At 69.6% G+C, this 19,989-nt stretch carries 26 protein-coding genes; 20 read left to right on the forward strand and 6 right to left on the reverse strand.

From position 1 onward, the window contains the following. Positions 1-69 precede the first annotated feature (69 nt). From ABZ848_RS40335 to ABZ848_RS40355, 5 genes are all read left to right on the forward strand, one after another. The gene (locus tag ABZ848_RS40335) at positions 70-804 is read left to right on the forward strand and encodes a DUF2993 domain-containing protein (RefSeq protein ID WP_360840125.1); all 735 of its coding nucleotides are present in this window, start codon (positions 70-72) and stop codon (positions 802-804) included. A 179-nt stretch (positions 805-983) separates the two neighbouring features. After that, entirely contained in the window at positions 984-1,091 is a 108-nt protein-coding gene (locus ABZ848_RS40340; RefSeq protein WP_360840127.1) for a putative leader peptide, read from the forward strand. An 82-nt stretch (positions 1,092-1,173) separates the two neighbouring features. Beyond that, positions 1,174-2,013 carry a sulfurtransferase gene (locus ABZ848_RS40345; protein WP_360840128.1) on the forward strand — a complete coding sequence of 280 codons (840 nt, stop codon included), beginning with the start codon at positions 1,174-1,176 and terminating at the stop codon, positions 2,011-2,013. Between the two features lie 63 nt (positions 2,014-2,076). Further along, positions 2,077-2,364 (forward strand): DUF1416 domain-containing protein, encoded by a 288-nt coding sequence (locus ABZ848_RS40350; RefSeq protein ID WP_003991226.1) that lies wholly within the window; start codon positions 2,077-2,079, stop codon positions 2,362-2,364. Positions 2,365-2,554: 190 nt separating this feature from the next. After that, positions 2,555-2,815, forward strand: a complete 261-nt coding sequence (locus tag ABZ848_RS40355; protein WP_360840130.1) for a DUF3099 domain-containing protein — start codon at positions 2,555-2,557, stop codon at positions 2,813-2,815. A 50-nt stretch (positions 2,816-2,865) separates the two neighbouring features. Here ABZ848_RS40355 and ABZ848_RS40360 read toward each other — a convergent pair whose 3' ends face one another. Continuing rightward, complete coding sequence (locus ABZ848_RS40360; protein ID WP_360840132.1) at positions 2,866-4,002, reverse strand: MBL fold metallo-hydrolase; 1,137 nt, start codon at positions 4,000-4,002, stop codon at positions 2,866-2,868. A 280-nt stretch (positions 4,003-4,282) separates the two neighbouring features. Between ABZ848_RS40360 and ABZ848_RS40365 the strand changes: the two genes are divergently transcribed. Genes ABZ848_RS40365 through ABZ848_RS40380 form a run of 4 tightly spaced genes read left to right on the forward strand, consistent with a single transcriptional unit; the run spans position 4,283 to position 8,214 of the window. Further along, positions 4,283-6,805 carry a nitrate- and nitrite sensing domain-containing protein gene (locus ABZ848_RS40365; RefSeq protein WP_360840134.1) on the forward strand — a complete coding sequence of 841 codons (2,523 nt, stop codon included), beginning with the start codon at positions 4,283-4,285 and terminating at the stop codon, positions 6,803-6,805. Positions 6,806-6,807: 2 nt separating this feature from the next. Next, positions 6,808-7,242 (forward strand): roadblock/LC7 domain-containing protein, encoded by a 435-nt coding sequence (locus ABZ848_RS40370; protein ID WP_242765222.1) that lies wholly within the window; start codon positions 6,808-6,810, stop codon positions 7,240-7,242. Between the two features lie 8 nt (positions 7,243-7,250). Then, on the forward strand, positions 7,251-7,634 hold the full coding sequence (locus tag ABZ848_RS40375) for a DUF742 domain-containing protein (RefSeq protein ID WP_360840201.1): 384 nt from the start codon (positions 7,251-7,253) through the stop codon (positions 7,632-7,634). Then, positions 7,615-8,214: an ATP/GTP-binding protein gene (locus ABZ848_RS40380; RefSeq protein WP_360840136.1), complete on the forward strand. Its 600-nt coding sequence runs from the start codon at positions 7,615-7,617 to the stop codon at positions 8,212-8,214. Before ABZ848_RS40375 ends, ABZ848_RS40380 begins: the two co-directional genes overlap by 20 nt. Here the strand turns inward: ABZ848_RS40380 and ABZ848_RS40385 are convergent. After that, the gene (locus ABZ848_RS40385) at positions 8,211-8,573 is read right to left on the reverse strand and encodes a DsrE family protein (RefSeq protein WP_242765224.1); all 363 of its coding nucleotides are present in this window, start codon (positions 8,571-8,573) and stop codon (positions 8,211-8,213) included. The genes ABZ848_RS40380 and ABZ848_RS40385 overlap by 4 nt on opposite strands. Positions 8,574-8,719: 146 nt before the next feature. Here ABZ848_RS40385 and ABZ848_RS40390 point away from each other — a divergent pair, with 146 nt between their 5' ends. From ABZ848_RS40390 to ABZ848_RS40415, 6 genes are all read left to right on the forward strand, one after another. After that, positions 8,720-9,463, forward strand: a complete 744-nt coding sequence (locus ABZ848_RS40390) for a hypothetical protein (RefSeq protein ID WP_360840138.1) — start codon at positions 8,720-8,722, stop codon at positions 9,461-9,463. Next, entirely contained in the window at positions 9,460-10,314 is an 855-nt protein-coding gene (locus ABZ848_RS40395; protein ID WP_360840140.1) for a hypothetical protein, read from the forward strand. Before ABZ848_RS40390 ends, ABZ848_RS40395 begins: the two co-directional genes overlap by 4 nt. Before the next feature lie 365 nt (positions 10,315-10,679). Next, positions 10,680-11,474: a hypothetical protein gene (locus tag ABZ848_RS40400; protein ID WP_360840202.1), complete on the forward strand. Its 795-nt coding sequence runs from the start codon at positions 10,680-10,682 to the stop codon at positions 11,472-11,474. Between the two features lie 229 nt (positions 11,475-11,703). Further along, the gene (locus tag ABZ848_RS40405) at positions 11,704-12,279 is read left to right on the forward strand and encodes an FABP family protein (RefSeq protein WP_360840142.1); all 576 of its coding nucleotides are present in this window, start codon (positions 11,704-11,706) and stop codon (positions 12,277-12,279) included. A 16-nt stretch (positions 12,280-12,295) separates the two neighbouring features. After that, complete coding sequence (locus ABZ848_RS40410; protein WP_242765228.1) at positions 12,296-12,739, forward strand: transcriptional repressor; 444 nt, start codon at positions 12,296-12,298, stop codon at positions 12,737-12,739. An 11-nt stretch (positions 12,740-12,750) separates the two neighbouring features. After that, positions 12,751-13,716, forward strand: coding sequence for a folate-binding protein (locus tag ABZ848_RS40415; RefSeq protein ID WP_360840144.1), 966 nt, complete (start codon positions 12,751-12,753; stop codon positions 13,714-13,716). A 22-nt stretch (positions 13,717-13,738) separates the two neighbouring features. Here ABZ848_RS40415 and dtd read toward each other — a convergent pair whose 3' ends face one another. Continuing rightward, positions 13,739-14,164: a D-aminoacyl-tRNA deacylase gene (gene dtd, locus ABZ848_RS40420; protein ID WP_360840145.1), complete on the reverse strand. Its 426-nt coding sequence runs from the start codon at positions 14,162-14,164 to the stop codon at positions 13,739-13,741. Positions 14,165-14,321: 157 nt separating this feature from the next. Between dtd and ABZ848_RS40425 the strand changes: the two genes are divergently transcribed. Both ABZ848_RS40425 and ABZ848_RS40430 read left to right on the forward strand, forming a co-directional pair. Then, complete coding sequence (locus ABZ848_RS40425; protein WP_360840147.1) at positions 14,322-14,930, forward strand: aerial mycelium formation protein; 609 nt, start codon at positions 14,322-14,324, stop codon at positions 14,928-14,930. Positions 14,931-14,993: 63 nt separating this feature from the next. Continuing rightward, positions 14,994-16,250, forward strand: coding sequence for a GNAT family N-acetyltransferase (locus tag ABZ848_RS40430; RefSeq protein ID WP_360840149.1), 1,257 nt, complete (start codon positions 14,994-14,996; stop codon positions 16,248-16,250). A 202-nt stretch (positions 16,251-16,452) separates the two neighbouring features. Here the strand turns inward: ABZ848_RS40430 and ABZ848_RS40435 are convergent, their stop codons facing one another. Next, the gene (locus ABZ848_RS40435; RefSeq protein WP_278196049.1) at positions 16,453-16,587 is read right to left on the reverse strand and encodes a hypothetical protein; all 135 of its coding nucleotides are present in this window, start codon (positions 16,585-16,587) and stop codon (positions 16,453-16,455) included. A 128-nt stretch (positions 16,588-16,715) separates the two neighbouring features. Here ABZ848_RS40435 and ABZ848_RS40440 point away from each other — a divergent pair, with 128 nt between their 5' ends. Next, the gene (locus ABZ848_RS40440; RefSeq protein ID WP_360840150.1) at positions 16,716-17,630 is read left to right on the forward strand and encodes a GntR family transcriptional regulator; all 915 of its coding nucleotides are present in this window, start codon (positions 16,716-16,718) and stop codon (positions 17,628-17,630) included. 72 nt (positions 17,631-17,702) lie between these two features. On the opposite strand, the gene ABZ848_RS40445 is transcribed toward ABZ848_RS40440, so the two are convergent. Next, positions 17,703-17,891, reverse strand: a complete 189-nt coding sequence (locus ABZ848_RS40445) for a hypothetical protein (RefSeq protein WP_242765236.1) — start codon at positions 17,889-17,891, stop codon at positions 17,703-17,705. 277 nt (positions 17,892-18,168) lie between these two features. Here ABZ848_RS40445 and ABZ848_RS40450 point away from each other — a divergent pair, with 277 nt between their 5' ends. Together ABZ848_RS40450 and ABZ848_RS40455 are read left to right on the forward strand one after the other, a co-directional pair. Further along, entirely contained in the window at positions 18,169-19,050 is an 882-nt protein-coding gene (locus tag ABZ848_RS40450) for a GntR family transcriptional regulator (protein ID WP_360840151.1), read from the forward strand. Beyond that, a complete protein-coding gene (locus ABZ848_RS40455; protein ID WP_360840153.1) occupies positions 19,050-19,787 on the forward strand; it encodes an HAD family hydrolase in 738 nt (245 codons plus the stop codon). Before ABZ848_RS40450 ends, ABZ848_RS40455 begins: the two co-directional genes overlap by 1 nt. On the opposite strand, the gene ABZ848_RS40460 is transcribed toward ABZ848_RS40455, so the two are convergent. After that, on the reverse strand, positions 19,778-19,966 hold the full coding sequence (locus ABZ848_RS40460; protein WP_360840154.1) for a hypothetical protein: 189 nt from the start codon (positions 19,964-19,966) through the stop codon (positions 19,778-19,780). The genes ABZ848_RS40455 and ABZ848_RS40460 overlap by 10 nt on opposite strands. Between the last annotated feature and the right edge of the window lie 23 nt (positions 19,967-19,989).

Here is a 19,989-nt window from a genome sequence, read left to right on the forward strand (position 1 = left end):
CGTCGACGGCCTACCCGTCCGTCGACCCAAACGCCGCTCCGCCGACCGCTGCTCCGGGGGGAACACCGCATGCGCGCCCTGCGAATACTTCTGATCGTCGTCGTGATCCTGGGCGGCCTGTTCGTGATCGCCGACCGCGTGGCCGTGCACTTCGCCGAGAACGAGGCGGCGGACAAGGTGCGCAGCACCGAGGGGCTGGACACCACCCCGGACGTCTCGATCAAGGGCTTCCCCTTCCTCACCCAGGTCGCCTCCGGTGAGCTGGACGACGTCGTGGTCGACATCAAGGACTACGACGCCGACACCGGCACCGCCGGCAAGACCATCCGCATCGACGACCTGCACGCCGACATGAAGGACGTCACCTTCAGCGGCGACTACAGCTCCGCCACGGCGCAGACCGCCACGGGCACCGCGCTGATCTCCTACGACGAGCTGCTCAAGAACGCGGCGACGGAGCCCGTCGACATCGGCCTCGGCTTCACCGGCAAGGTCGTCGGCCTCGGCGACGGCGGCAACGGCAAGATCAAGGTCACCCTCGACGTCACCGGCCCCGGCATCGGCACCCAGAAGGTGAACGTCCTCAGCGCGGTCACCGTCAAGAACAACACCGTCCAGGTGCACGCCGACAACCTTCCCAAGCTCCCCGGGGTCAGCCTCGTCGAGGACCGTTTCCGCCAGGCCTCCGACTTCCAGCAGGCCATCGACCAGCTGCCCGGTGGCATCGAGCTCGATTCGGTGAAGGCCGCGGCGGATGGTGTGGAGATCGCGGTGAAGGGTTCGAACGTCAAGCTGGCGGGGTAGGACGACGTCCGACAGGCGAGACGGCCGTGTCCGTACCCGAGATGGGACGGCGACCGGATGGGGCCGGGGCCCCGTGGGGGCGCCCCTCCCCGTCGATTCATCCCACATTCCGGACGATCGCATCTCACAATACGACACACCGGTGACATGCCCGCGTTTCCGTCCCTAAGCTCGACCGCATGCAGAGTTCGACGAGTGTCCTCCGGCCACGGGGACAGGCGGTTCTCACGAAGCGGCGGGCAGTAGACCTGTGCCGCGTCGCCGCCATGCTCTGTCGCGCCTTCTGAGCGGACGGCACCGACCTCCGCATTCCCAGCTGCCCTGTCACGGGCATCCGTGCGCCCCGAACTGCCCCGGAGGAGAAAGAGCATGAGCCGCAGCGACGTCCTCGTAGACGCCGACTGGGTCCAGGAGAACCTGGACAACCCCGAGATCGCGATCGTGGAGGTGGACGAGGACACCACCGCCTACGAGAAGAACCACATCAAGAACGCGATCCGCATCGACTGGACCAAGGACCTGCAGGACCCGGTCCGCCGTGACTTCATCGACCAGGAGGGCTTCGAGAAGCTCCTCTCGTCGAAGGGCATCGCCAACGACACCCTGGTGATCCTCTACGGCGGCAACAACAACTGGTTCGCCTCGTACGCCTACTGGTACTTCAAGCTCTACGGCCACGAGAACGTCAAGCTTCTCGACGGCGGCCGCAAGAAGTGGGAGCTGGACGCCCGCGAGCTGGTGGAGGAGGTTCCCGAGCGTCCGGCCACGAACTACGAGGCCAAGCCGCAGGACACCTCCATCCGCGCCTTCCGCGACGACGTCGTGGCGGCCATCGGCTCGCACAACCTGGTCGACGTGCGCTCGCCCGACGAGTTCTCCGGCAAGCTGCTTGCCCCCGCGCACCTGCCGCAGGAGCAGTCGCAGCGTCCGGGTCACGTCCCGTCCGCGCGCAACATCCCGTGGTCGAAGAACGCCAACGACGACGGCACCTTCAAGTCGGACGAGGAGCTCAAGGAGCTCTACGCCGAGGAGCAGGTGGACCTCGCCAAGGACACGATCGCCTACTGCCGCATCGGTGAGCGCTCGGCCCTGACCTGGTTCGTCCTGCACGAGCTGCTCGGTGTCGAGAACGTCAAGAACTACGACGGCTCCTGGACCGAGTACGGCAGCCTCGTCGGCGTCCCGATCGAGCTCGGCGCCAACAAGTAAGACCCCTCTTCCCAACCGACCGGCCTTCCTTCCGGTCAGACCCCTCTGAATCTGGAGAAAGACATGTGCGGAGCGAAGGCCGGCGGCCCGGACGCATCGACGATCAAGCCCGGTGAGACCACCATCCAGGGCCAGGTGACGAAGGACGGCGAGCCCGTCGTCGGTTACGTCCGTCTCCTGGACTCGACCGGTGAGTTCACGGCCGAGGTCCCGACCTCGGCGACGGGCCAGTTCCGCTTCTACGCGGCCGAGGGCACCTGGACCGTCCGCGCGCTGGTCCCCGGCGCCACCGCCGACCGCACGGTCGTCGCCCAGCAGGGCGGCCTGGCCGAGGTCGCGATCGCGGTCTGAGACCTGAACACCGCAGGGGCCGTACTCCTCGGAGTACGGCCCTTCGCCATGCCCGGGCCTACCTGGAGGCACGCTGGCAGGTCGGCGTCGCGTGGTGCCTCCTTGACGCGTCGGTGGGCCTGCGTCGATGCGGGTGTTTCGGCCCTCGCTGCCCGTGCCGGACGCGCGTGGCCCGGCCTACCCTGGACCTATGTTGGCTCGGCGGCGGCGCGTGTACTTCGCCATGATGGGGACCTGTATCGGGCTCTTCGTCCTGGCCTGGGGGGTCGTGCGTATCTGGTCGGTTCCGGCGGCCGTTGCCATGTGCGTGGTCGCCATGGTCATCCCGCCGTTCGCCGCGATGGTCGCGAACCGGCGGGGGCCGGACGACCGCTGGTGGGACGATCCCTCCGGCGACCCGAAGTCCGACGAGTGGTGGGACGAGCTGGACGGCAAGAAGCGGGGCCAGTGAGCGGGGTCGGTAAGCCGGGCCAGTAGTCCGCCGGCGCCTGTGCCGTCCCGTCAGCTCGTGTGCTTCACGGGCAGGCGCAGCAGGTCGGTGCCCAGGACCATACGACCGCCGTACCCGGCGCTGCTCGCGCTGTCGCGCAGCAGACGGCGCCAGGTCGCGTCGGGGACGGTGGCCGGGTCGCCGGGGCCGAGGTGGGTGGCGACCAGGGTGCCGACACCGGCCGCGGCGGCGATCGCGCCGAGCTTCGCCACGTCGGTGTGGGTGGCCAGGATGTGGTCGACGAGGGCCTGCGGGAGGCCGAGACCGAGCAGCCCGGCCGGGTAGACGGCCTCGTGCACGAGTACGTCCGCGCCCTGGGCCAGCGTGATGATGTTGGGCGTGGGAGCCGTGTCGCCGGAGAAGACGACGCTGCCGTGGTCGGTGTCGAAACGGTAGGCGTAGGCCGGGAAGACCGCGCCGTGCGGCACGAGGATCGCTGTGACCTTGACGTTGTCGTCCTCCATGACCGTGAACGGCTGCATGGCGGGCGCGGTGTCCGTCGCGGAGGCGCCGGCGCTGTCCGGCGGCAGGACGTCGTGGACGTCCAGCAGGGTGGCCGGGTCGATACCGGCGTGCTCCGTCATGAAGAACGTGGGCGAGGCGGCGTACGCCTGACCGGCCAGCTTCGTCATCTCGACGGTGCCGGGTATGGGTCCGGGCGCGCCGGCCACGGTCGAGGAGATCCCGGTGGCGCCGGGGCCGTACACGGACACCGTCGTCTGGAAGCCCTGGGTCCCGGCCGCGCCCGCGGCCAGCAGCGGGAAGGCGTAGTAGTCGACGATGTGGTCGGCGTGCAGATGGGTCAGGAAGATGCCGGTCAGCGACGGCAGTGAGAGGCCCGCGCGCATGTACTGGGTGACCGCGCCGCGGCCGCAGTCGACGAGGTACGTCCTGCCGTTGACGACGAGGGCGGACGAGATGCCGTAGCGGTTCGCCAGCGGCGGCGGCCCGGCGTTGGTGCCGAGCAGGACGAGCGACAGGGCCGCGCCGGCGGCGTCGGTGGAGGTGTCGGTCGCAGCCGCGGCCGGTGCGGCGGATGCGGCGATCAGCGGGGCGACGGCCAGCGCCGAGGCCGTCACGGCACCCAGCAGGCTCCGGCGGGACGGGTGGTCGTGGAGGCAGGGTTCGTTCTCGTCGGCTCGGCACATGACGGGGCGGCTCCTCTGTGGTGCGCGGTACGTCGTGAGGGTTTCGTGAGGGGGGCTGGCGGCACACGTTAGCGGGAGCCACTAAATCGTTCTAGGGCCTTGCGCGTATCTGTTTTCGGACTTCGCATCCTGATCCGCACGACGGCTGTAGGCTGAGCCTCGGCCGTATGACTAGAACGATCTGGTCCGGCCATATTTACACAATCTCCTCAAGCGGTATCATCTCGCCCGTCGAGCGGACCGTAACGGGTCCGTCACTCCGAGCACGCTGGGGACATCCGTGGCAGTGCATGCGCGCGCGTCGAAGAGGCAGAGTCGTACGGACGGTGGGGGGAGCCGTCAACTATCCCTGCGCACAGCCCTGTTGGTGCTGGCGCTGGTGCCCTGCGTGGCTCTGGTGGCCCTGTGGTCGACGACCTCCGTGCAGCTGTACAGCGACTGGCGGACGCAGAAGAACCGCAGCGACTCGGCGCAGCAGTCCTCGGTCAAGGTCGCCCAGGTCTGGTACAGCCTCCAGGAGGAACGCCGGCTCAGCGGCGCCGCGTTGGCCCAGCCCAACACGTACCGCTCCCAGCTCGCCGCCCAGCGCGAGCGCACCGACGCGACGGCGAAACTGGTCCTGGCGCTGCCCAGCACCGGCTGGGACGGCCCCGCCGACCTCGACCGCGATGTCGCCGCGGTGATCAAGAGCCTTGGCAAGCTGGAGAGTTACCGCGAGGCCGTCGACCGCCGCACCGCCACGCAGCAGCAGACCTACGACGACTACACCTCGCTGATCTCCGCCGACCTCAAGCTCTTCTCCACCATGAGCTACCTCGGCATGGCCGACGTCGACTACCGCATCCGGCCCGCCAACGACGCGATCTGGGGCATGGAGATGGTCGCGCGCGAGAACGCGATCGTCACCCGCGCCACCGCGACCGGCCACCTCTCCGACGACGAACGCGGCCAGCTCGCCGAGCTGGTGGGCTCCCAGGACTTCATCTACTCCGCCAAGGTGCTGCCCAACCTGCCCGCCGACCAGGCGGCCAGATACGACAAGTTGATGTCGGGCAGCGCCTGGAAGCAGAAGACCGCGAGCGAACAGGCCGTCCTGCACGGATCGGCGTCCGCCGACGGCTCCGTGTCCGCCTCGCTCGCCAAGAAGTGGAGCGGCGCGATCACCCAGATCGCCCCCCAGCTCCAGAAGTTCAACCAGGCCTACTGGCTCATCATCAACGCCTCCATCGCGGACGAACTCCACTCGATGCAGATGAAGTTGATCGTCACCAGCGCCCTGGACGCGGCGGCCGTCGTCCTGGTCGTCGTGATCAGCCTGCTGCTCACCCGGATGCTGCGGCGGCGGATCTTCGCTCTGCGCCAGGCGGCGCTGGACCTGCAGACCCGGATGCCGTCCGTGGTGGAGCGGATGCGGCGCGGCGAGGCGGTCGACCCCGACGCCGAACTGCCGCCGATCCCGCACAGCGACGACGAGCTCGGGCAGTTGGGGCAGGCGCTCAACCTCGCCCGGCACAGCGCGCTGGACACCACGATGACCCAGGTCGGCCAGTTCCGCGGGTTCGAGAAGCTGCTGCAGCGCATCGCCCGCCGTACGCAGCTGCTGATCGGGCTGCAGATGAAGAAGCTCAACGAACTGGAGCGCCGGCACGAGGACCCCGAGGTGCTGGAGGGCCTGTTCGACCTCGACCACCTGACGGCCCGGCTGCGGCGCTACGAGGAGAACCTGGTGATCCTCGGCGGCGGCCAGCCGCAGCGCAAGTGGCGCAAGCCGGTGCTGATGGTGGACGTGCTGCGCTCGGCGCAGAGCGAGGTCCAGGACTACCGGCGGGTCCAGATCGAGGTGGAGGGCCGGGTCTGGCTGGCCGAGCGCGCGGTGGGCCTGGTGGTCCATGTGCTGGCCGAGCTGATGGAGAACGCGGTGACGTTCTCGAAGCCGCCGACTCCCGTGGAGGTGTACGCGTCCCGGGTGGGGCGCGGGCTCGCCGTGGAGATCGAGGACCGCGGCATGGGCATGGCGCCCCAGGAGTACGACGAGGCGAACCGGCTGATGGCCGACCCGCCCCGGATGGACGTGCTGTCGCGGGCCGAGGACGTCCGGCTGGGCCTGTACGTGGTGGCCCGGCTGGCGCAGGGTCTCGGACTCCAGGTGGAGCTGCGGCCCTCGTCGTTCGGCGGCACCCGGGTGGTCGTCCTGATCCCCGAGGAACTCGTCCTCGACGACGCCGCGGTCGAGCCGGCCCCGGAGCCGGTCGGCGTCGCGGCCGGGGCCTTTGGCGCAGCGGCCGGGTCCGCGGACCGGGTGCCGCCGATGCCGCGGACCGCGCCCACCGCGCACATCGGCGCCCCCGCCACGGCCCCGCGCCCTGGGTCCGGCCGGGGCGCCCTGGGCGGCGTGCGGCGGATCCCCGGGCGGACCGGGACGGCGCCGCACCTTCCCGACGCGCCGGAGCCCCACCTGCCCAGCACCGAGCCGTTGCCCAAGCGGGTGCGGATGGCCAGCCTCGTCGACGAACTGCGCGACCCGGCCGCGGACGTGCGGCCGGCCGAAGCCGAGGAGCGGCCGACGGTCCGCGTCGGCGGCCCGGCCCGCTCGGGCGCGACGATCGGGGCCTTCCAGCGCCAGTCCAGGATCGCCCGGCAGGGGGCCTTCGCCGCGCACTCGGCCCTGGCCGACCGGGACATCACGACCGAACGAGCCGCCGGTCCGGCCGAACACCGGGACGGCACAGCGGATCACCGAGCCGGAGACCGGGATCGCCCCGGGATCCTGCCGCATCGCAGACGGACCTCTACGGAAGACTGACCATGACACAGCGAACGACCGCCACGCATCAGGACCTCGACTGGTTGCTGGATGGCCTGGTCGAACAGGTTCCCGGAACCCAGCACGCGATCGTGCTGTCGGACGACGGGCTGGTGGTGAGCCAGTCCCGTTCCATCGCCCGTCGGGACGCCGAGCGCCTGGCCGCGGTGGCCACGGGCCAGCAGAGTCTGGCCCGCGGCGCCGGGAAGCTGTTCAACGGCGGTCCGGTGCAACAGGTCATCGTCGAGATGGCCGACCTGTGGCTGTTCATCTCCGCCGCGGGCGCCGGCACCCACCTCGCGGTCGTGGCCTCCCAGGACGTCGAGGCCGAGGTACTGGCCGTGGCCATGCACACCCTCATGCAGCAGGTGGGCCGCCGCCTCGGCACCGAGGCCCGGGTCGCCTCCGTGAGCCTTGAGGGCGGTGTACGTGAGTGAGCCACTGGATGGACGACCTGGAGGCGGACGCGGGTGACCCGGAGGAACTCTCCGTCCGGCCCTACACCCTCACCCAGGGGCGGACGGCACCGGCCCGCGACGACCTCACCCTGATCACCATCGTCACGACCGTGGACCCGGCCCCGGGCCGGAGTGCCGCCCGCGGTCTGCAGCCCGAGCACCTCGTGATCCTCAGGCAGTGCCGTGGCTCGGCGGCGGTGGCGGAGCTCTCCGCGGGGCTGAACCTCCCGGTGTCGGTGACGAAGATCCTCATCGACGACCTGGTCGCCCGCGGCCAGGTCACCACCCGGCCGCCGATCGCCATGGCGGCGGGCAACGAATCGGACATGAACCTTCTACGAGCGGTGAGAGATGGTCTTCGCAGACTCTGAGCCGGCCGCCGGGGGCGTGCGCGCGAGCACACCCCCCGCGGCCGTCAAGATCCTTGTGGCAGGCGGCTTCGGCGTGGGCAAGACGACGCTGGTCGGGGCGGTCAGCGAGGTGACGCCGCTGCACACGGAGGAGTACCTGACCGTCGCGAGCGAGGGCGTCGACGACACCGGCGGGGTGGAGGACAAGACCACCACCACGGTGGCGATGGACTTCGGCCGCATCACCGTCAACCCCCAGCTGGTCGTCTACCTCTTCGGCACCCCGGGCCAGGAACGCTTCTGGTTCATGTGGAACGACCTGGTCCACGGTGCCCTCGGCGCGGTCGTCCTGGCCGACACCCGGCGGCTGGAGAGCAGCTTCGCGTCCATCGACTTCTTCGAGAGCCGCGGCATCCCCTTCGTCATCGGGGTCAACTGCTTCCACGGCCACGTCGACCGCGCCGAACAGGAGGTCCGCGACGCCCTCACCCTCGGTCCCGAAGTGCCCCTGGTGATGGGCGACATGAGAAGCAGGGAAGTCGGCCGCGACCTGCTCCTGGCGCTGGTCGAGCACCTGATGGCGAGGATGTCGAGGCCCTAGTAGACGAGGGCCTGGGTGTCCTCGGCGAGGGCCTCCTGTACGAAGACCTGCGCGCCGGCGATCCGTACGCCCTCGATGACGTCCTTCTCCGTGATGTCCCGGCGGGCGGCGCACTGCGTGCACAGGGTGAGGCGGCCGGCGGCCAGGACCGAGTCGATCAGGTCGGGCAGCGGTGCCGCGTGCGGCAGCTCGAACTCGGCCGCCCGGCCCGGCAGCGCGAACCACGCCGACTCGCCGGTCAGCCAGAGGGAGACGTCGACGCCGCTGGCCACGGCCACCGCCGCGACCGTGAACGCCTGCGAGCAGCGCTCGGGGGCATCGGCCCCCGCCGTCACCTTGATCACCAGCTTCTTCGCCATGGCCGAATCGTAATCAACGCCCTTACAACTTCGTGCGTCGGCCATGGGTCTCCTGTGCGCGCGCATACGGAATGCGCGCTTCACGTTTGTGGGGGGACGTCTTGGAAGTACCCGAAGAAGGAGCTGACGCACCGGTTGTACCGGTTGTGCCGGACACGTCAGTACAGGAGCCGCAGCCCGCACCCCGCCGCCGTGGCCGTACCACTCTGCTCATCGCCGGTGCCGCCGTACTCGGCGTGGTCGCCGGTACCTGCACCGGCTATCTCGTCCAGGCCGACCGCGAGCCGACGAAGCTGCCCTCGCTGTCCCAGCCGGTGCTCGCGCAGGCCAAGGGTGACGGACCCGAGCCCCTGTCCGCGGCCCAGGACCGCCGGGTGAAGACCGACGGCGACCTGCGCAAGCTGCTGCTGAAGAAGCCGGCCGGTGCGAAGGACGCCGACTATCTGATGGGCGACGACGGCTGGATGGACCTGGCCGCCTACGCCGAGACCTACGACCATCCGCAGTCGGTCTTCGGTGACCTCGTCTCCGAGGAGTTCCGCCGGGCGGCCGTCACCGGCTGGACGGTGGGCAGCACGTACGGCGTGGAGATCCGGCTGGTCCAGTACCGGCAGCAGGAGCGCCTGGAGGCCTCCGAGACCGTCGACGACCAGCAGTACTGGCGGCAGTCCAAGAAGGGCACCCGCAGCTGGCCGATCCCGGGCACCGGGAAGGGCATGGTGTACGTCGACTCCCGGCCCGAGACCGAGGCGGGCTATCTGCCGCAGTACAACGCGGAGGCGGCTGCCTGGCGCGGTGACATCGCCCTGGAGATCTTCGTCTGGGACAGCAAGCCGGTCCCGCAGAAGACGATCATGGACCTGGCAAAGCGGCAGATGGAGCGGCTGTGAGCGAGAACCAGAACCAGCCGGTCGGCGAGGTCGGGCCGGTCGAGCTCGTCGAGTCCGCGGACGCGCCGGAAGCACCCGCCGACCAGGCCGACAAGGCTGACAAGCCCGTCCGGCGTGGCCGGGTCGTCGCCGTCGCCGGTTCCGCGCTGTTCGCCGTGGCCCTCGTCGCGGGCGTCGGCTACACGGTCGTGACCGTGAACGGCGCCGACCGGGACGCGGGGGCGCCGGTGTGGCACCTCCCCAAGGCGGACGCCGAGAAGGCGAAGGCGGCCTCCGCGAAGGGGTTGTCGGGGATGCTCGTCCCGTTCGGCTCGGACGGCTGGAGCCGGGGGCCGGACATCGCGCAGTACGGGTCCGACGCCGAGCTCAGCGGCGCGGAGGCGACGGCGCTGCGCAAGGAGTCGCTGAGCGGGCTGCCGCGCACGCAGCGCAAGGAGCTGGAGAAGCAGATCGACAAGCAGCGGCTGGAGGGTGTGGCGATGCGCAGCTACGTCAGCACGGACCAGAGCTCGCCGATCTACACCGACCACGCCTCGATCGTCAGCATCGAGCTGACGCGGATGGACAACAAGGCGGCCGTCCGCGACATCTCTGAGGCCCAGAACGAGCTCCTCGACGCGCTGGGCATCTTCCGTGCCGGCCCGAAGATCAAGGGCCACAAGGACGCCGGCTGCTTCCTGGCGCCGGCCGACAAGAAGGAGAAGCTCGACGAGATGTACTGCTCGGCCTATGTGGGCGACGTCCTGGTCACGGTGACCGCGAGCAGCGTCAAGCCGATGCAGACGAAGAGTGTGGCGACGCTGGTGAAGCAACAGCTCGACCGCATCGCCGAGCCGGGGGAGGCGGTATGACCGAGCAGCAGCAGACCGGCCCCGGGGGGCCGGAGCAGACCGAGACACCACAGCCGGACGCGCTTCCGGAACAGGCCGGGGAACTCCGGGCGCCCGTGGTGTCGGAGCAGGCCGGGGAGCTCCAGGCGCCCGCGGTGCCGGAGCAGGTTGAGGAGTCTCGGCCGGCCGTGGTGCTGGAGCAGACCGAGGCGCCTCAGCCTCATGTGACCCCGGAGCAGACCGAGGTCCCGCCGGTGCCGGACGCGGCTCCTGCCGTGGCGCCGGGCGTGCCTCCCGCCGTGGCGCCGGGCGCGGCTCCCGTCGTACCGCCGGACGCCCTGCCCCTCGTACCGCCGGACGCCCCGGCCCTCGTATCCCCGGACGTCCTGCCCCTCGTACCGCCCGCTTCTCCGAAGAAGGACCGGCGGGTGTTGCGGGCCGTTTTGCGGTGGACCGCTGCCGTCGTCGTGTTCGCGGCGGCCGGGGCCGGGACGGCGTACGGGATCGCGGGGATGGAGCGGACGGACGTGCCCGGGCTCGGGACCGTGTCGGACGGGCGGTGGGACTATCCCACGCTCACCAAGCCGCCGCTGCCCTCCGGCAGTCCCGGGCCGTTCGCCGAGGAGAACAAGGCCGGGGCCCACTACGCCGACCTGCGTGCCCTGGTCCTGCCCGCGCCCAAGGGGGCGAGCGAGGACAAGGCGCTGCGCGGAGCCGATGGGTGGCTGCCGACGAAGGACTTCCTCGCGCAGTTCACCGGCAAGGACCGCGTCGACGCGCTGCGGCAGAACTTCAAGGACAACGGCCTGCGGCACATCGCGGCCCGCGGCTGGACGACGCCGGACGGCACCCGCACCCGCGTCTACCTGCTGCAGTTCGACACCGCGGTCGTCGTCGACGATCTCTTCTCCGGCGACATCGCCCCGTACAGCGGCCCGGGCTACTCCCTGCGCGGCGAAGGCGACTTCGCGGCCGACCAGGACTTCCCGTCCGCGGCCCGGGTCGAGTCGATCCCGTACTCGGTGTACGCGGAGTCGAAGCCGTACGGCAAAGAGCAGGTCCGGCAGGCCTATCTGTCGGCCGGTGACGTGCTCGCCATGGTCGTCCAGTCCCGGAAGGGCGCCGCGAAGGCGGTCCCGTTCCAGCAGACGGTCATCCTGCAGAGCGAGCTGCTGAGCTGAGCCCCGGCAGCGGGTAGTACCTCACACGGAGGGCCGGGCCCCGGCCGCGTAAGCTGGGGCCCGGCCCTGTGTACGTACAGCACCTCCGCTCGACAAGGAGCACCCCCGTGGAGATCTTCTTCGAAACCCTGCTGGTCCTGGTCTGCGTCGGCGTGCTCGCCTTCGCCGGGCTGACCGTGAAGAAGCTGTACCAGGGCCAGCGCTGACCCCCCTCTAGGAATCGCCCCTCATGATCGAGATCCCGTCCGACCTCCACAAGGACCTCGTCCCGCTCGTCTTCCTGCTCGGCAACTGGGCCGGCGCGGGCGTGCACGACTTCCCCGGCGCCGAGAAGTGCAACTTCGGCCAGGAGGTCAGCTTCACCCACGACGGCCGTGACTTCCTGGAGTACCACTCCCACACCTGGGTGCTGGACAACGACGGGAACAAGGTCCGGCCCCTGGAGTCCGAGTCCGGCTTCTGGCGCATCGACGCCGACCGCAAGGTCGAGGTGACGATGGTCCGCAACGACGGTGTCGTCGAGGTCTGGTACGGCGAGCTGGCCGACAAGAAGCCGCAGATCGACCTGGTGACGGACGCGGTGGCCCGCACGGCCGCCTCGGGCCCGTACACCGGCGGCAAGCGCCTCTACGGCTACGTCAACAGCGACCTCATGTGGGTCGGCGAGAAGCAGACCCCCGAGGTCGAGCTGCGCCCCTACATGTCGGCCCACCTGAAGAAGGTCGTCACCCCGGAGGACGTCGAACGCTGGGCGAAGGCCCTCCCCGACGACATGCCGGACGACGGCATCGCGTTTTTCAAGTAGGCCTAGACTCGTCGGTGTGGTGAGCACCGACTGGAAGAGTGATCTGCGGCAGCGCGGCTACCGGCTGACCCCGCAGCGGCAACTTGTGCTCGAAGCCGTGGACACCCTTGAGCACGCGACCCCCGACGACATCCTCACGGAAGTGAAGAAGACGGCGTCGGGGGTCAACATTTCCACGGTGTACCGGACCCTGGAGCTGCTGGAGGAGCTCGGGCTGGTCAGCCATGCGCATCTGGGGCACGGCGCGCCGACGTACCACCTCGCCGACCGCCACCACCACATCCACCTGGTCTGCCGCGACTGCCAGAACGTGATCGAGGCCGACGTGTCGGTGGCCGCCGACTTCACGGCCAAGCTGCGCCGCGAGTTCGGCTTCGAGACCGACATGAAGCACTTCGCGATCTTCGGCCGCTGCCAGGACTGCTCCGGCAAGCTCAAGAGTTCAACTACCGAGTCGTAGGCTTGGGGATTATGAAGAGCCCTCTGCTGTCCCTGCCCGGCGCCGTCCCCGCCGAGGGCGTGGACGAAGGCGTAGCCGCCCACTACGGCGACCTGTTCCGCGAACAGCGTGCGCTCGCCGACGGCACCGGTTTCGTCGACCTGTCCCATCGGGGGGTCGTGACGGTCACCGGTGACGACCGCCTCAGCTGGCTGCACCTCCTGCTCACCCAGCACGTCAGCGACCTGCCGACCGGCCAGGCCACCGAGGCCCTGATCCTCTCCGCGCACGGCCACATCGAACACGCGCTGTACCTCGTGGACGACGGCGAGACGGTCTGGGCCCACGTCGAGCCCGGCACCCAGGCCGAGCTGATCGCGTACCTGGAGTCGATGAAGTTCTTCTACCGGGTCGAAGTCGCCGACCGCACCGCCGAGTTCGCGGTCGTCCACCTGCCCGCCGGTTCGATCGCCGAGGTACCGGAGGGGACCGTCGTACGGGAGACGTCGTACGGCCGTGATCTCTTCCTGCCGCGCGCGGACCTGGAGGCGTACGCCGAGAAGGCGGGCCCCGCGGTCGGGATCCTGGCGTACGAGGCGCTGCGGGTGGAGCAGCACCGCCCGCGGCTCGGCTTCGAGACCGACCACCGGACCATCCCGCACGAGCTGGGCTGGATCGGGACGGCGGTGCATCTGCAGAAGGGCTGCTACCGGGGTCAGGAGACCGTGGCCCGCGTCCAGAACCTGGGCAAGCCGCCGCGGCGGCTGGTCTTCCTGCACCTGGACGGCAGCGAGGTGCACCTGCCGCCGGCCGGCACCGAGATCCGGGTCGCGGACGAGGGACCCGACGGGCGGAAGATCGGATTCGTTACGACGTCCGTGCGCCACCATGAGCTGGGGCCGGTGGCGTTGGCGCTGGTGAAGCGGAATGTGGCCGTGGACGCGCCGCTGATGGCGGGCACGACGGCTGCGGCCCAGGAAACGGTCGTAGAACCCTAGAACCGTCGTAGAACCCTGGATCCTAGATCTCGACCAGAACCGTGAACGGGCCGTCGTTCGTCAGGGACACCCGCATCTTGGCGCCGAAACGGCCCGTCGCCACCGTCGCGCCGAGGGCGCGGAGCTGGGCCACGACCTCCTCGACGAGGGGCTCGGCGATGTCGCCGGGGGCGGCGGCGTTCCAGGTGGGGCGGCGGCCCTTGCGGGCGTCGCCGTACAGCGTGAACTGGCTGATCACGAGGAGCGGGGCGTCGATGTCGCTGCACGACTTCTCGTCGTGCAGCATGCGGATCGACCAGAGTTTGCGGGCGAGTTGGGCCGCCTTCTCCTTGGTGTCCTCGTGGGTGACCCCGACCAGGACGCACAGCCCCTCGCCGCTGATCTCCCCGACCGTCTCGCCGTCCACGACGACGCTCGCGCCGTCCACCCTCTGCACCACTGCACGCATGCCCCCATGATGCCGTGCGGTCGCGACCGCCCCGCAGGGGGCTTCTCAATGATCCTTAACCCCCCATGTGGGGCCGATCGGGGGCACTCGGTCACATAAGGGCCACTTGGGGTGGCACGATGCTTCCACCAGCCGGTCGAGGGGACGGTAGAGGCACATGAGCACACCGAGTACCGGGCGGCCGCCCGTCTCTCTGACGCGCGCCGGGGAGCGGGCGTCGACCCGGCCGCCCGTGCAGCGCACCGAGAGTCCGGACGGCGGGGCCTGGCTGCCCGCCGAGCCGCCCGAGCACGACCTGACCCTGCTGAACCTGCCCGAGCTGCGCACCCTGCGCCGGGACGCCCAGCGCGACGAGGCGGACCTCAGCTATGTCCGGCGGCTGCTGCAGGGCCGTATCGACATCCTGCGCGCGGAGCTGGCGCGCCGGTCGCCCGCGGGGGCGGCGTCCGTGGTGGACCGCCTCCCGGAGATCCTCACGGACGCACCGGCCCGCCACCGCTCCTCGGCCCGCCACGTCACGCTGGGCACCCCGCACAACGAGGAGTTCCGCCGCCTGGCCGCCGACATGCTCGCCGAGGTCGAACTCTCCGACCTGGCCGCCCGCACGGACCTCGAACTCAACACGGCGATGGGCCGGCTGGTCCGGTACGAGCAGCAGGTGTCGCGAAGGCGGCAGCGGTTGCAGCGGACGACGGACGACTGCAGTGCGGAGATCGCGCGGCGGTACCGGGAGGGCGAGGCACAGGTGGATGATCTGCTGACGTGAGGGGAGGGTGGGGTGGGGGGAAATCCGCGCGACACCCCACCACACGCCGCCTACCGTGATCCCATGAGCCGAGCCGCCGACGACATAGACGTCCGTCCGATCACCGAGGCCGAATTCCCCGAGTGGCTGCGGGCCGTCAAGGTCGGGTTTCTGCGGGAACCCGCCGTTCCGCAGTCCGAACTCGACGCCCGGCAGGGCCAGTTCGAGGACAACCGCTATCTCGGCGCCTTCGACGGATCCCGCTGTGTGGCGACCTTCCGCTCCTTCGCGCAGGAGGTCACCGCCCCCGGTGGCACCCTCGTCCCCGCCAACGCCGTCTCCGCGGTCACCGTCACCGCCACCCACCGCCGCCGCGGCCTGCTCACCCGCATGATGGGCCGGGACCTCGCGGCGGCGAAGGAGCGCGGTGACGTCGTGGCCACCCTGAACGCCGCCGAGTACCCGATCTACGGCCGCTACGGCTTCGGCCCCGCCACCACCACGGCCGAGTGGACGGTCGACGTCCCGCGGGCCGGCCTCGACCGCCGCTGGTCCGGCCCGGACGACGGCGCCCGTATCGACCTGGTGGACGCCGACGAGGCGGGCAAACTCGGCCCCGAACTGCACGACCGCTTCCGCCGCGCCACCCCCGGCGCGGTCAGCCGCAGCGACTGGCGCTGGCAGCTCGACACCGGCGCGCTGCGCGTCGACCCGAAGTGGACCGAGCCGTTCTACGCCGTGTACCGCGCGGCGGACGGCACGGTCGAGGGGCTCGCCGTGTACGAGGTGGACGACACCTGGGGCGACGCCAAGCAGCCGCTGGACACGGCGACGGTACGGGACCTGTTCGCGACGACCCCGGCCGCCGAGCACGCCCTGTGGCGCTACCTCTGCTCCATCGACTGGGTCACCCAGGTCAAGACCGGCCCACGCGCCCCCGACGACATCCTCCCGCACCTCCTGCCCGACCCGAGGGCGGCCAGGATCACGACGCAGGCGGACTGGCTGTGGGTGCGGATCCTGGATGTCGTACGGGCTCTGCAGTCGCGTTCGTACGAGGGGACCGGCGCCGTCGTCCTGGAGGTCACCGACCGGGCGGGCTTCACGGCCGGCCGCTACCGGCTCGAGGCGTCACCGGAGGGCGCGTCCTGCACACCGACGCGCGAGACCGCCGAACTCACCCTGGACGTCGCGGACTTGGCCCGGCTGTGGCTGGGCGACGAGTCGGCGGTACGGCTGGCGGCGCTGGGCCTGGCCCGGGAAGAACAAGCGGGCGCCGGCCGAAAGACCGACGCCCTGCTGCGTACGTCCAGGCGGCCTTGGTGCCCGGACATGTTCTGAAGCCCCTTTCTCCCGGGGACGGTTGGCGCTCATCCGTAGCTGTGCTCTTCAGTTGTAGGTGTGCTGTTCAGTTGTGACTGTGCTGTTGAGCTGTGGCAGTGCTGTTGGAGCTGTTCAGTTGTCGGTGTTCAGTTGTGGCTGTGCAGACTGACCGGGCTCCCGGCTCCCCTCCGGAAGGGAGCCCGGCCAGCCGGACTCGGTGTCAGCCCGCCTGGGCGAGCAACATGACGAGAATGAGTGCTCCCGCACCGCTGATCAGGCCGTTCTTGGCCTTGAGCCCGATGGAGAACACGACGCAGGCGATCACGAGAGCGAGAACGAGGGCGACGGGTGGCATTTCGATCCCTCCAAGTTTGACCATGTTGCTCAAGTTGGCGACCAACTCAACTCTACTTATCTCCGCTTGGAAGCGTCTTATAACCACCTTCCCTGGAACTGCCCAAAGATGGCGGGAAGTTGTAGTGTTTGGTCGTGGACCCGAAACACGCTTCCGTCAATGGACGGACGAGGTCACAGCGGCCACAGCGATCACATGAAGCGGTGGCCGACGAGCTGCGCGCGCGTATCAGGTCGGGTGCGCTCCGACCGGGTCAGCGCATGCCGACGCAGGCCAGGCTGGCCGTCGAGTTCGGCGTCGAGCGCGGCGCCGTACGCCAGGCGCTGCGCATCCTGCAGTCGGAGCACCTGCTGACCAACGTGTCGAAGGGCGCGCCCGCCACCGTCGCCCCCGACCTGGGCCTGACCAGGGCGCTTTCCGGCCCCGGGGCCCCGCCGCTGCCGACGATGGTGGCACTGGCCCCGCGCATAGAGGCGGCCTTCGCCGACACCCACGTAGAGATAGATGCCCTCTGCCTGACCTCGATCTCCCTCAACATCGCGCTGGGCGTGCCGCTGCGTCAGATCCACGCCGGGCGACTGAAACCGGCCAAGGTCGACGTCCGGATCCTGCTGCCGAGCGACGACATCGACCTGGCGTTCCCGACGCCGGTGGACCCCGCGGACGACGGTCGGCTGCAGCGCCGCTGGCTGACCAACCGCAACGCGCAGGGGCGGGTGCTCAAGCACAACCTGCTGGCGCTGCGGGCCACGCACGGCATCGATGTCCGGGTCACCTTCCGCGCGCTGCCCTTCACTCCGCCGGTGAAGCTGTACCTGCTCAACGGCACGGAGGCGCTCTTCGCGTACTACACCCTCTCCCGCCGTGAGGAGGAGATCGACGACGAGCAGCTGCAGATGTACGACGCCGAGGGCACCCAGTCCATGCTGTTCGCCTTCGAGCAGGGCGCCGACCTGCGGGACACGACGTTCGTGGAGCAGTCGCACCTGTGGTTCAACGCACTGTGGGAGACGATCAGTTCGGAGCTGGTGCTCACGGACTGACCGTCTCCCACGGAGTTACTGCTGGTACTGCCTGCACTACTGTTCTTGCCTTGCTGACCTGTGCGTTTCCGCTCATAGAGCGGGTCCGGCGACCAGCAGAGCGAGCACGACGGCTCCCATCGAGCTGATCGTGGGGTTCTTCGCCTTGAGGCCTACGGTGAGCAGCAGCAGCCCGATGATGCCGGTGACGCCGTACTTCACCTGGATGGACTGCTCGATGCCGACGACGAAGACGGCGGAGAGGAGGGCGAGGACAGGCACGGTGTTTCCCCCTTCGGTGCTTCGCGGGCGGGACGGTGCGCGGTGCGGCGGTGCGGTGGGGGGTGGAGGCGGTGGTGATGATGGAGACGGGGTGGAGCGTGGTGGAGCAGGGGCGGTGCATGGGCGGTGCCGGTTGGAACTGGTTGGAACCACGGAAGCAAAACCTCCGCCAACTAGGCTAAGTTGGCAACCAACTCCGTCTAAGTTATCCCCACTTGGTACCACCTTATAAACAAGTCACAAACAACTCCCCGTAGATGGATCCGAGTTGTAGCGTTTGGTCGTGACCCAGGAGAACGTGGCAGTGAACGGCAGCAGAAGGCTCTCGCCCCAGGAGATCGCCGACATCCTGCGGGAACGCATCCGCGCCGGCGACCTCAAGGCAGGGGACCGCCTGCCCACCCAGGCCGAACTCGCCGACGAGTTCGGAGTGGAGCGCGGCACGGTCCGCCAGGCCCTGCGCGCCCTCCAGGAGGACGGGCTGCTGACCAACGTGAGCAAGGGGAGCCCGCCGAGGATCGCGGAAGCGCCCGCGCCGGTGTCGGAGCGACCGCAGCCGACGATGGTGGCTCTGGCGCCGAGGCTCGCCGAGGCGTTCGCGGATCAGCATGTCCGCATCGACGCCGCGTGTCTGACCGCCGAGACCCTGATGCTGGCCTTGGGAGAGCCCCTCCGTCGTATTCACGCGGGCGAGGTGCGCCCCGAGTCGATCGACGTCCGTGTCCTGCTGCCGTCGCGGGAGATCGCGCTCGCTTTCCCCGTGCCCGTCGAGGGTCGCAGTGACGACGACCCGGTACACCAGCGCTGGCTGGCTCAGCGCAACGCCCAGGGCCACGTCCTGAAGCACAACCTCCAGGCCCTGCGCTCCACCCACGGGATCGACGTGCGTGTCTCTTTCCGCGCGTTGCCCTTCACGCCACCCATCAAGCTCTACCTGCTCAACGGCACCGAGGCGCTCATCGCGTACTACATGATCACCAAGCGCGAGGAGGAGTGGGACAGCGAGACCCTGGAGATGTACGACACCCTGGGCGGCAAGTCGCTCCTCTTCTCCTTCGAGCAGCGGGCCGGTCAACGGGACGCCGCGTTCGTCGAGCAATCCCAGAAGTGGTTCGACGCCCTCTGGGAAACCATCACGACGGACCTGACACTCTCCTAGTGACTAGTGATACGACGCAGACTGATCCGGTGACAGCAGAGACAGAGAACCTGCGAGAACTGATCACCGACGCCCGCTTCGTGCTGTTCGACTTCGACGGCCCGATCTGCCGACTGTTCGCCGGGCACACGGCGGAGGAGGTGGCGAAGGAACTCGTCGACTGGCTGGCCCGCCAGGGCCTGCGCGGGCTGCTCACCGAGGAGGAACGGGGCCATCCCGACCCCATGGTGGTCCTCTACGCCGTCAACCGCCGCCACCCCAACAGCGACCTGGTGGCGGAGCTGGAGGAGAGACTCACCCAGCAGGAGCTCAAGGCGGTCACGTCCGCGATGCCGACGGCGTACGCGGATCCGCTGATACGTACATGGTCGGCGGTGGGCAGCCGGCTCGCCGTGGCCACGAACAACTCGCCCCGCACGGTGACGGATTACCTCGCCCAACGAGGCCTGGCCGACTGCTTCACCCACCGCGTGTACGGCCGCACCAACGAACTCAACCTCCTCAAGCCGAACCCCCACACCCTCAACCGGGCCCTGAACGCGATGGGCGCGGCACCGTCGGCGGCCTTGATGATCGGCGACGCCCCCACGGACTACTGGGCCGCCGAGGAGGCCGGAGTCCCGTTCCTGGGCTACGCGCGTAACGAGTACAAGGCGAAACAGCTGCGAGATGCGGGCGCGCTGCATGTCGTCGGGTCGCTGTTGCCGGTGTTGCGGGTGTTGAGGGATCAGGCTTGACGCACCGTCAAGGCCAGCATCAGAAGTATGGTGCCGGCGCCGGCACACCCCGAGCTGCGGGCCTCGACTCCTATGCCGATCAGGATGAGGCCCAGCACGGCCACCATCTCGTAGGGCGTCTGCGTGAGCTGGTGCAGCACCAGAGCTGCGACTGACCCCACCAATTGGATGACCAGCATGGGACCCCAGCCCTGTCCACTTC

The sequence above is a fragment of the Streptomyces sp. NPDC047081 genome, assembly GCF_040643775.1.
Lineage (GTDB): Bacteria > Actinomycetota > Actinomycetes > Streptomycetales > Streptomycetaceae > Streptomyces.

Bases quoted from the DNA above. Each gene is read 5' to 3' on its own strand.
- ABZ848_RS40335 (WP_360840125.1), top strand. From the start codon at position 70: ATGCGCGCCCTGCGAATACTTCTGATCGTCGTCGTGATCCTGGGCGGC.
- ABZ848_RS40340 (WP_360840127.1), top strand. From the start codon at position 984: ATGCAGAGTTCGACGAGTGTCCTCCGGCCACGGGGACAGGCGGTTCTC.
- ABZ848_RS40345 (WP_360840128.1), top strand. From the start codon at position 1,174: ATGAGCCGCAGCGACGTCCTCGTAGACGCCGACTGGGTCCAGGAGAAC.
- ABZ848_RS40350 (WP_003991226.1), top strand. From the start codon at position 2,077: ATGTGCGGAGCGAAGGCCGGCGGCCCGGACGCATCGACGATCAAGCCC.
- ABZ848_RS40355 (WP_360840130.1), top strand. From the start codon at position 2,555: ATGTTGGCTCGGCGGCGGCGCGTGTACTTCGCCATGATGGGGACCTGT.
- ABZ848_RS40360 (WP_360840132.1), bottom strand. From the start codon at position 4,002: ATGTGCCGAGCCGACGAGAACGAACCCTGCCTCCACGACCACCCGTCC.
- ABZ848_RS40370 (WP_242765222.1), top strand. From the start codon at position 6,808: ATGACACAGCGAACGACCGCCACGCATCAGGACCTCGACTGGTTGCTG.
- ABZ848_RS40375 (WP_360840201.1), top strand. From the start codon at position 7,251: ATGGACGACCTGGAGGCGGACGCGGGTGACCCGGAGGAACTCTCCGTC.
- ABZ848_RS40380 (WP_360840136.1), top strand. From the start codon at position 7,615: ATGGTCTTCGCAGACTCTGAGCCGGCCGCCGGGGGCGTGCGCGCGAGC.
- ABZ848_RS40385 (WP_242765224.1), bottom strand. From the start codon at position 8,573: ATGGCGAAGAAGCTGGTGATCAAGGTGACGGCGGGGGCCGATGCCCCC.
- ABZ848_RS40405 (WP_360840142.1), top strand. From the start codon at position 11,704: ATGATCGAGATCCCGTCCGACCTCCACAAGGACCTCGTCCCGCTCGTC.
- ABZ848_RS40415 (WP_360840144.1), top strand. From the start codon at position 12,751: ATGAAGAGCCCTCTGCTGTCCCTGCCCGGCGCCGTCCCCGCCGAGGGC.
- dtd (WP_360840145.1), bottom strand. From the start codon at position 14,164: ATGCGTGCAGTGGTGCAGAGGGTGGACGGCGCGAGCGTCGTCGTGGAC.
- ABZ848_RS40425 (WP_360840147.1), top strand. From the start codon at position 14,322: ATGAGCACACCGAGTACCGGGCGGCCGCCCGTCTCTCTGACGCGCGCC.
- ABZ848_RS40430 (WP_360840149.1), top strand. From the start codon at position 14,994: ATGAGCCGAGCCGCCGACGACATAGACGTCCGTCCGATCACCGAGGCC.
- ABZ848_RS40435 (WP_278196049.1), bottom strand. From the start codon at position 16,587: ATGCCACCCGTCGCCCTCGTTCTCGCTCTCGTGATCGCCTGCGTCGTG.
- ABZ848_RS40460 (WP_360840154.1), bottom strand. From the start codon at position 19,966: ATGCTGGTCATCCAATTGGTGGGGTCAGTCGCAGCTCTGGTGCTGCAC.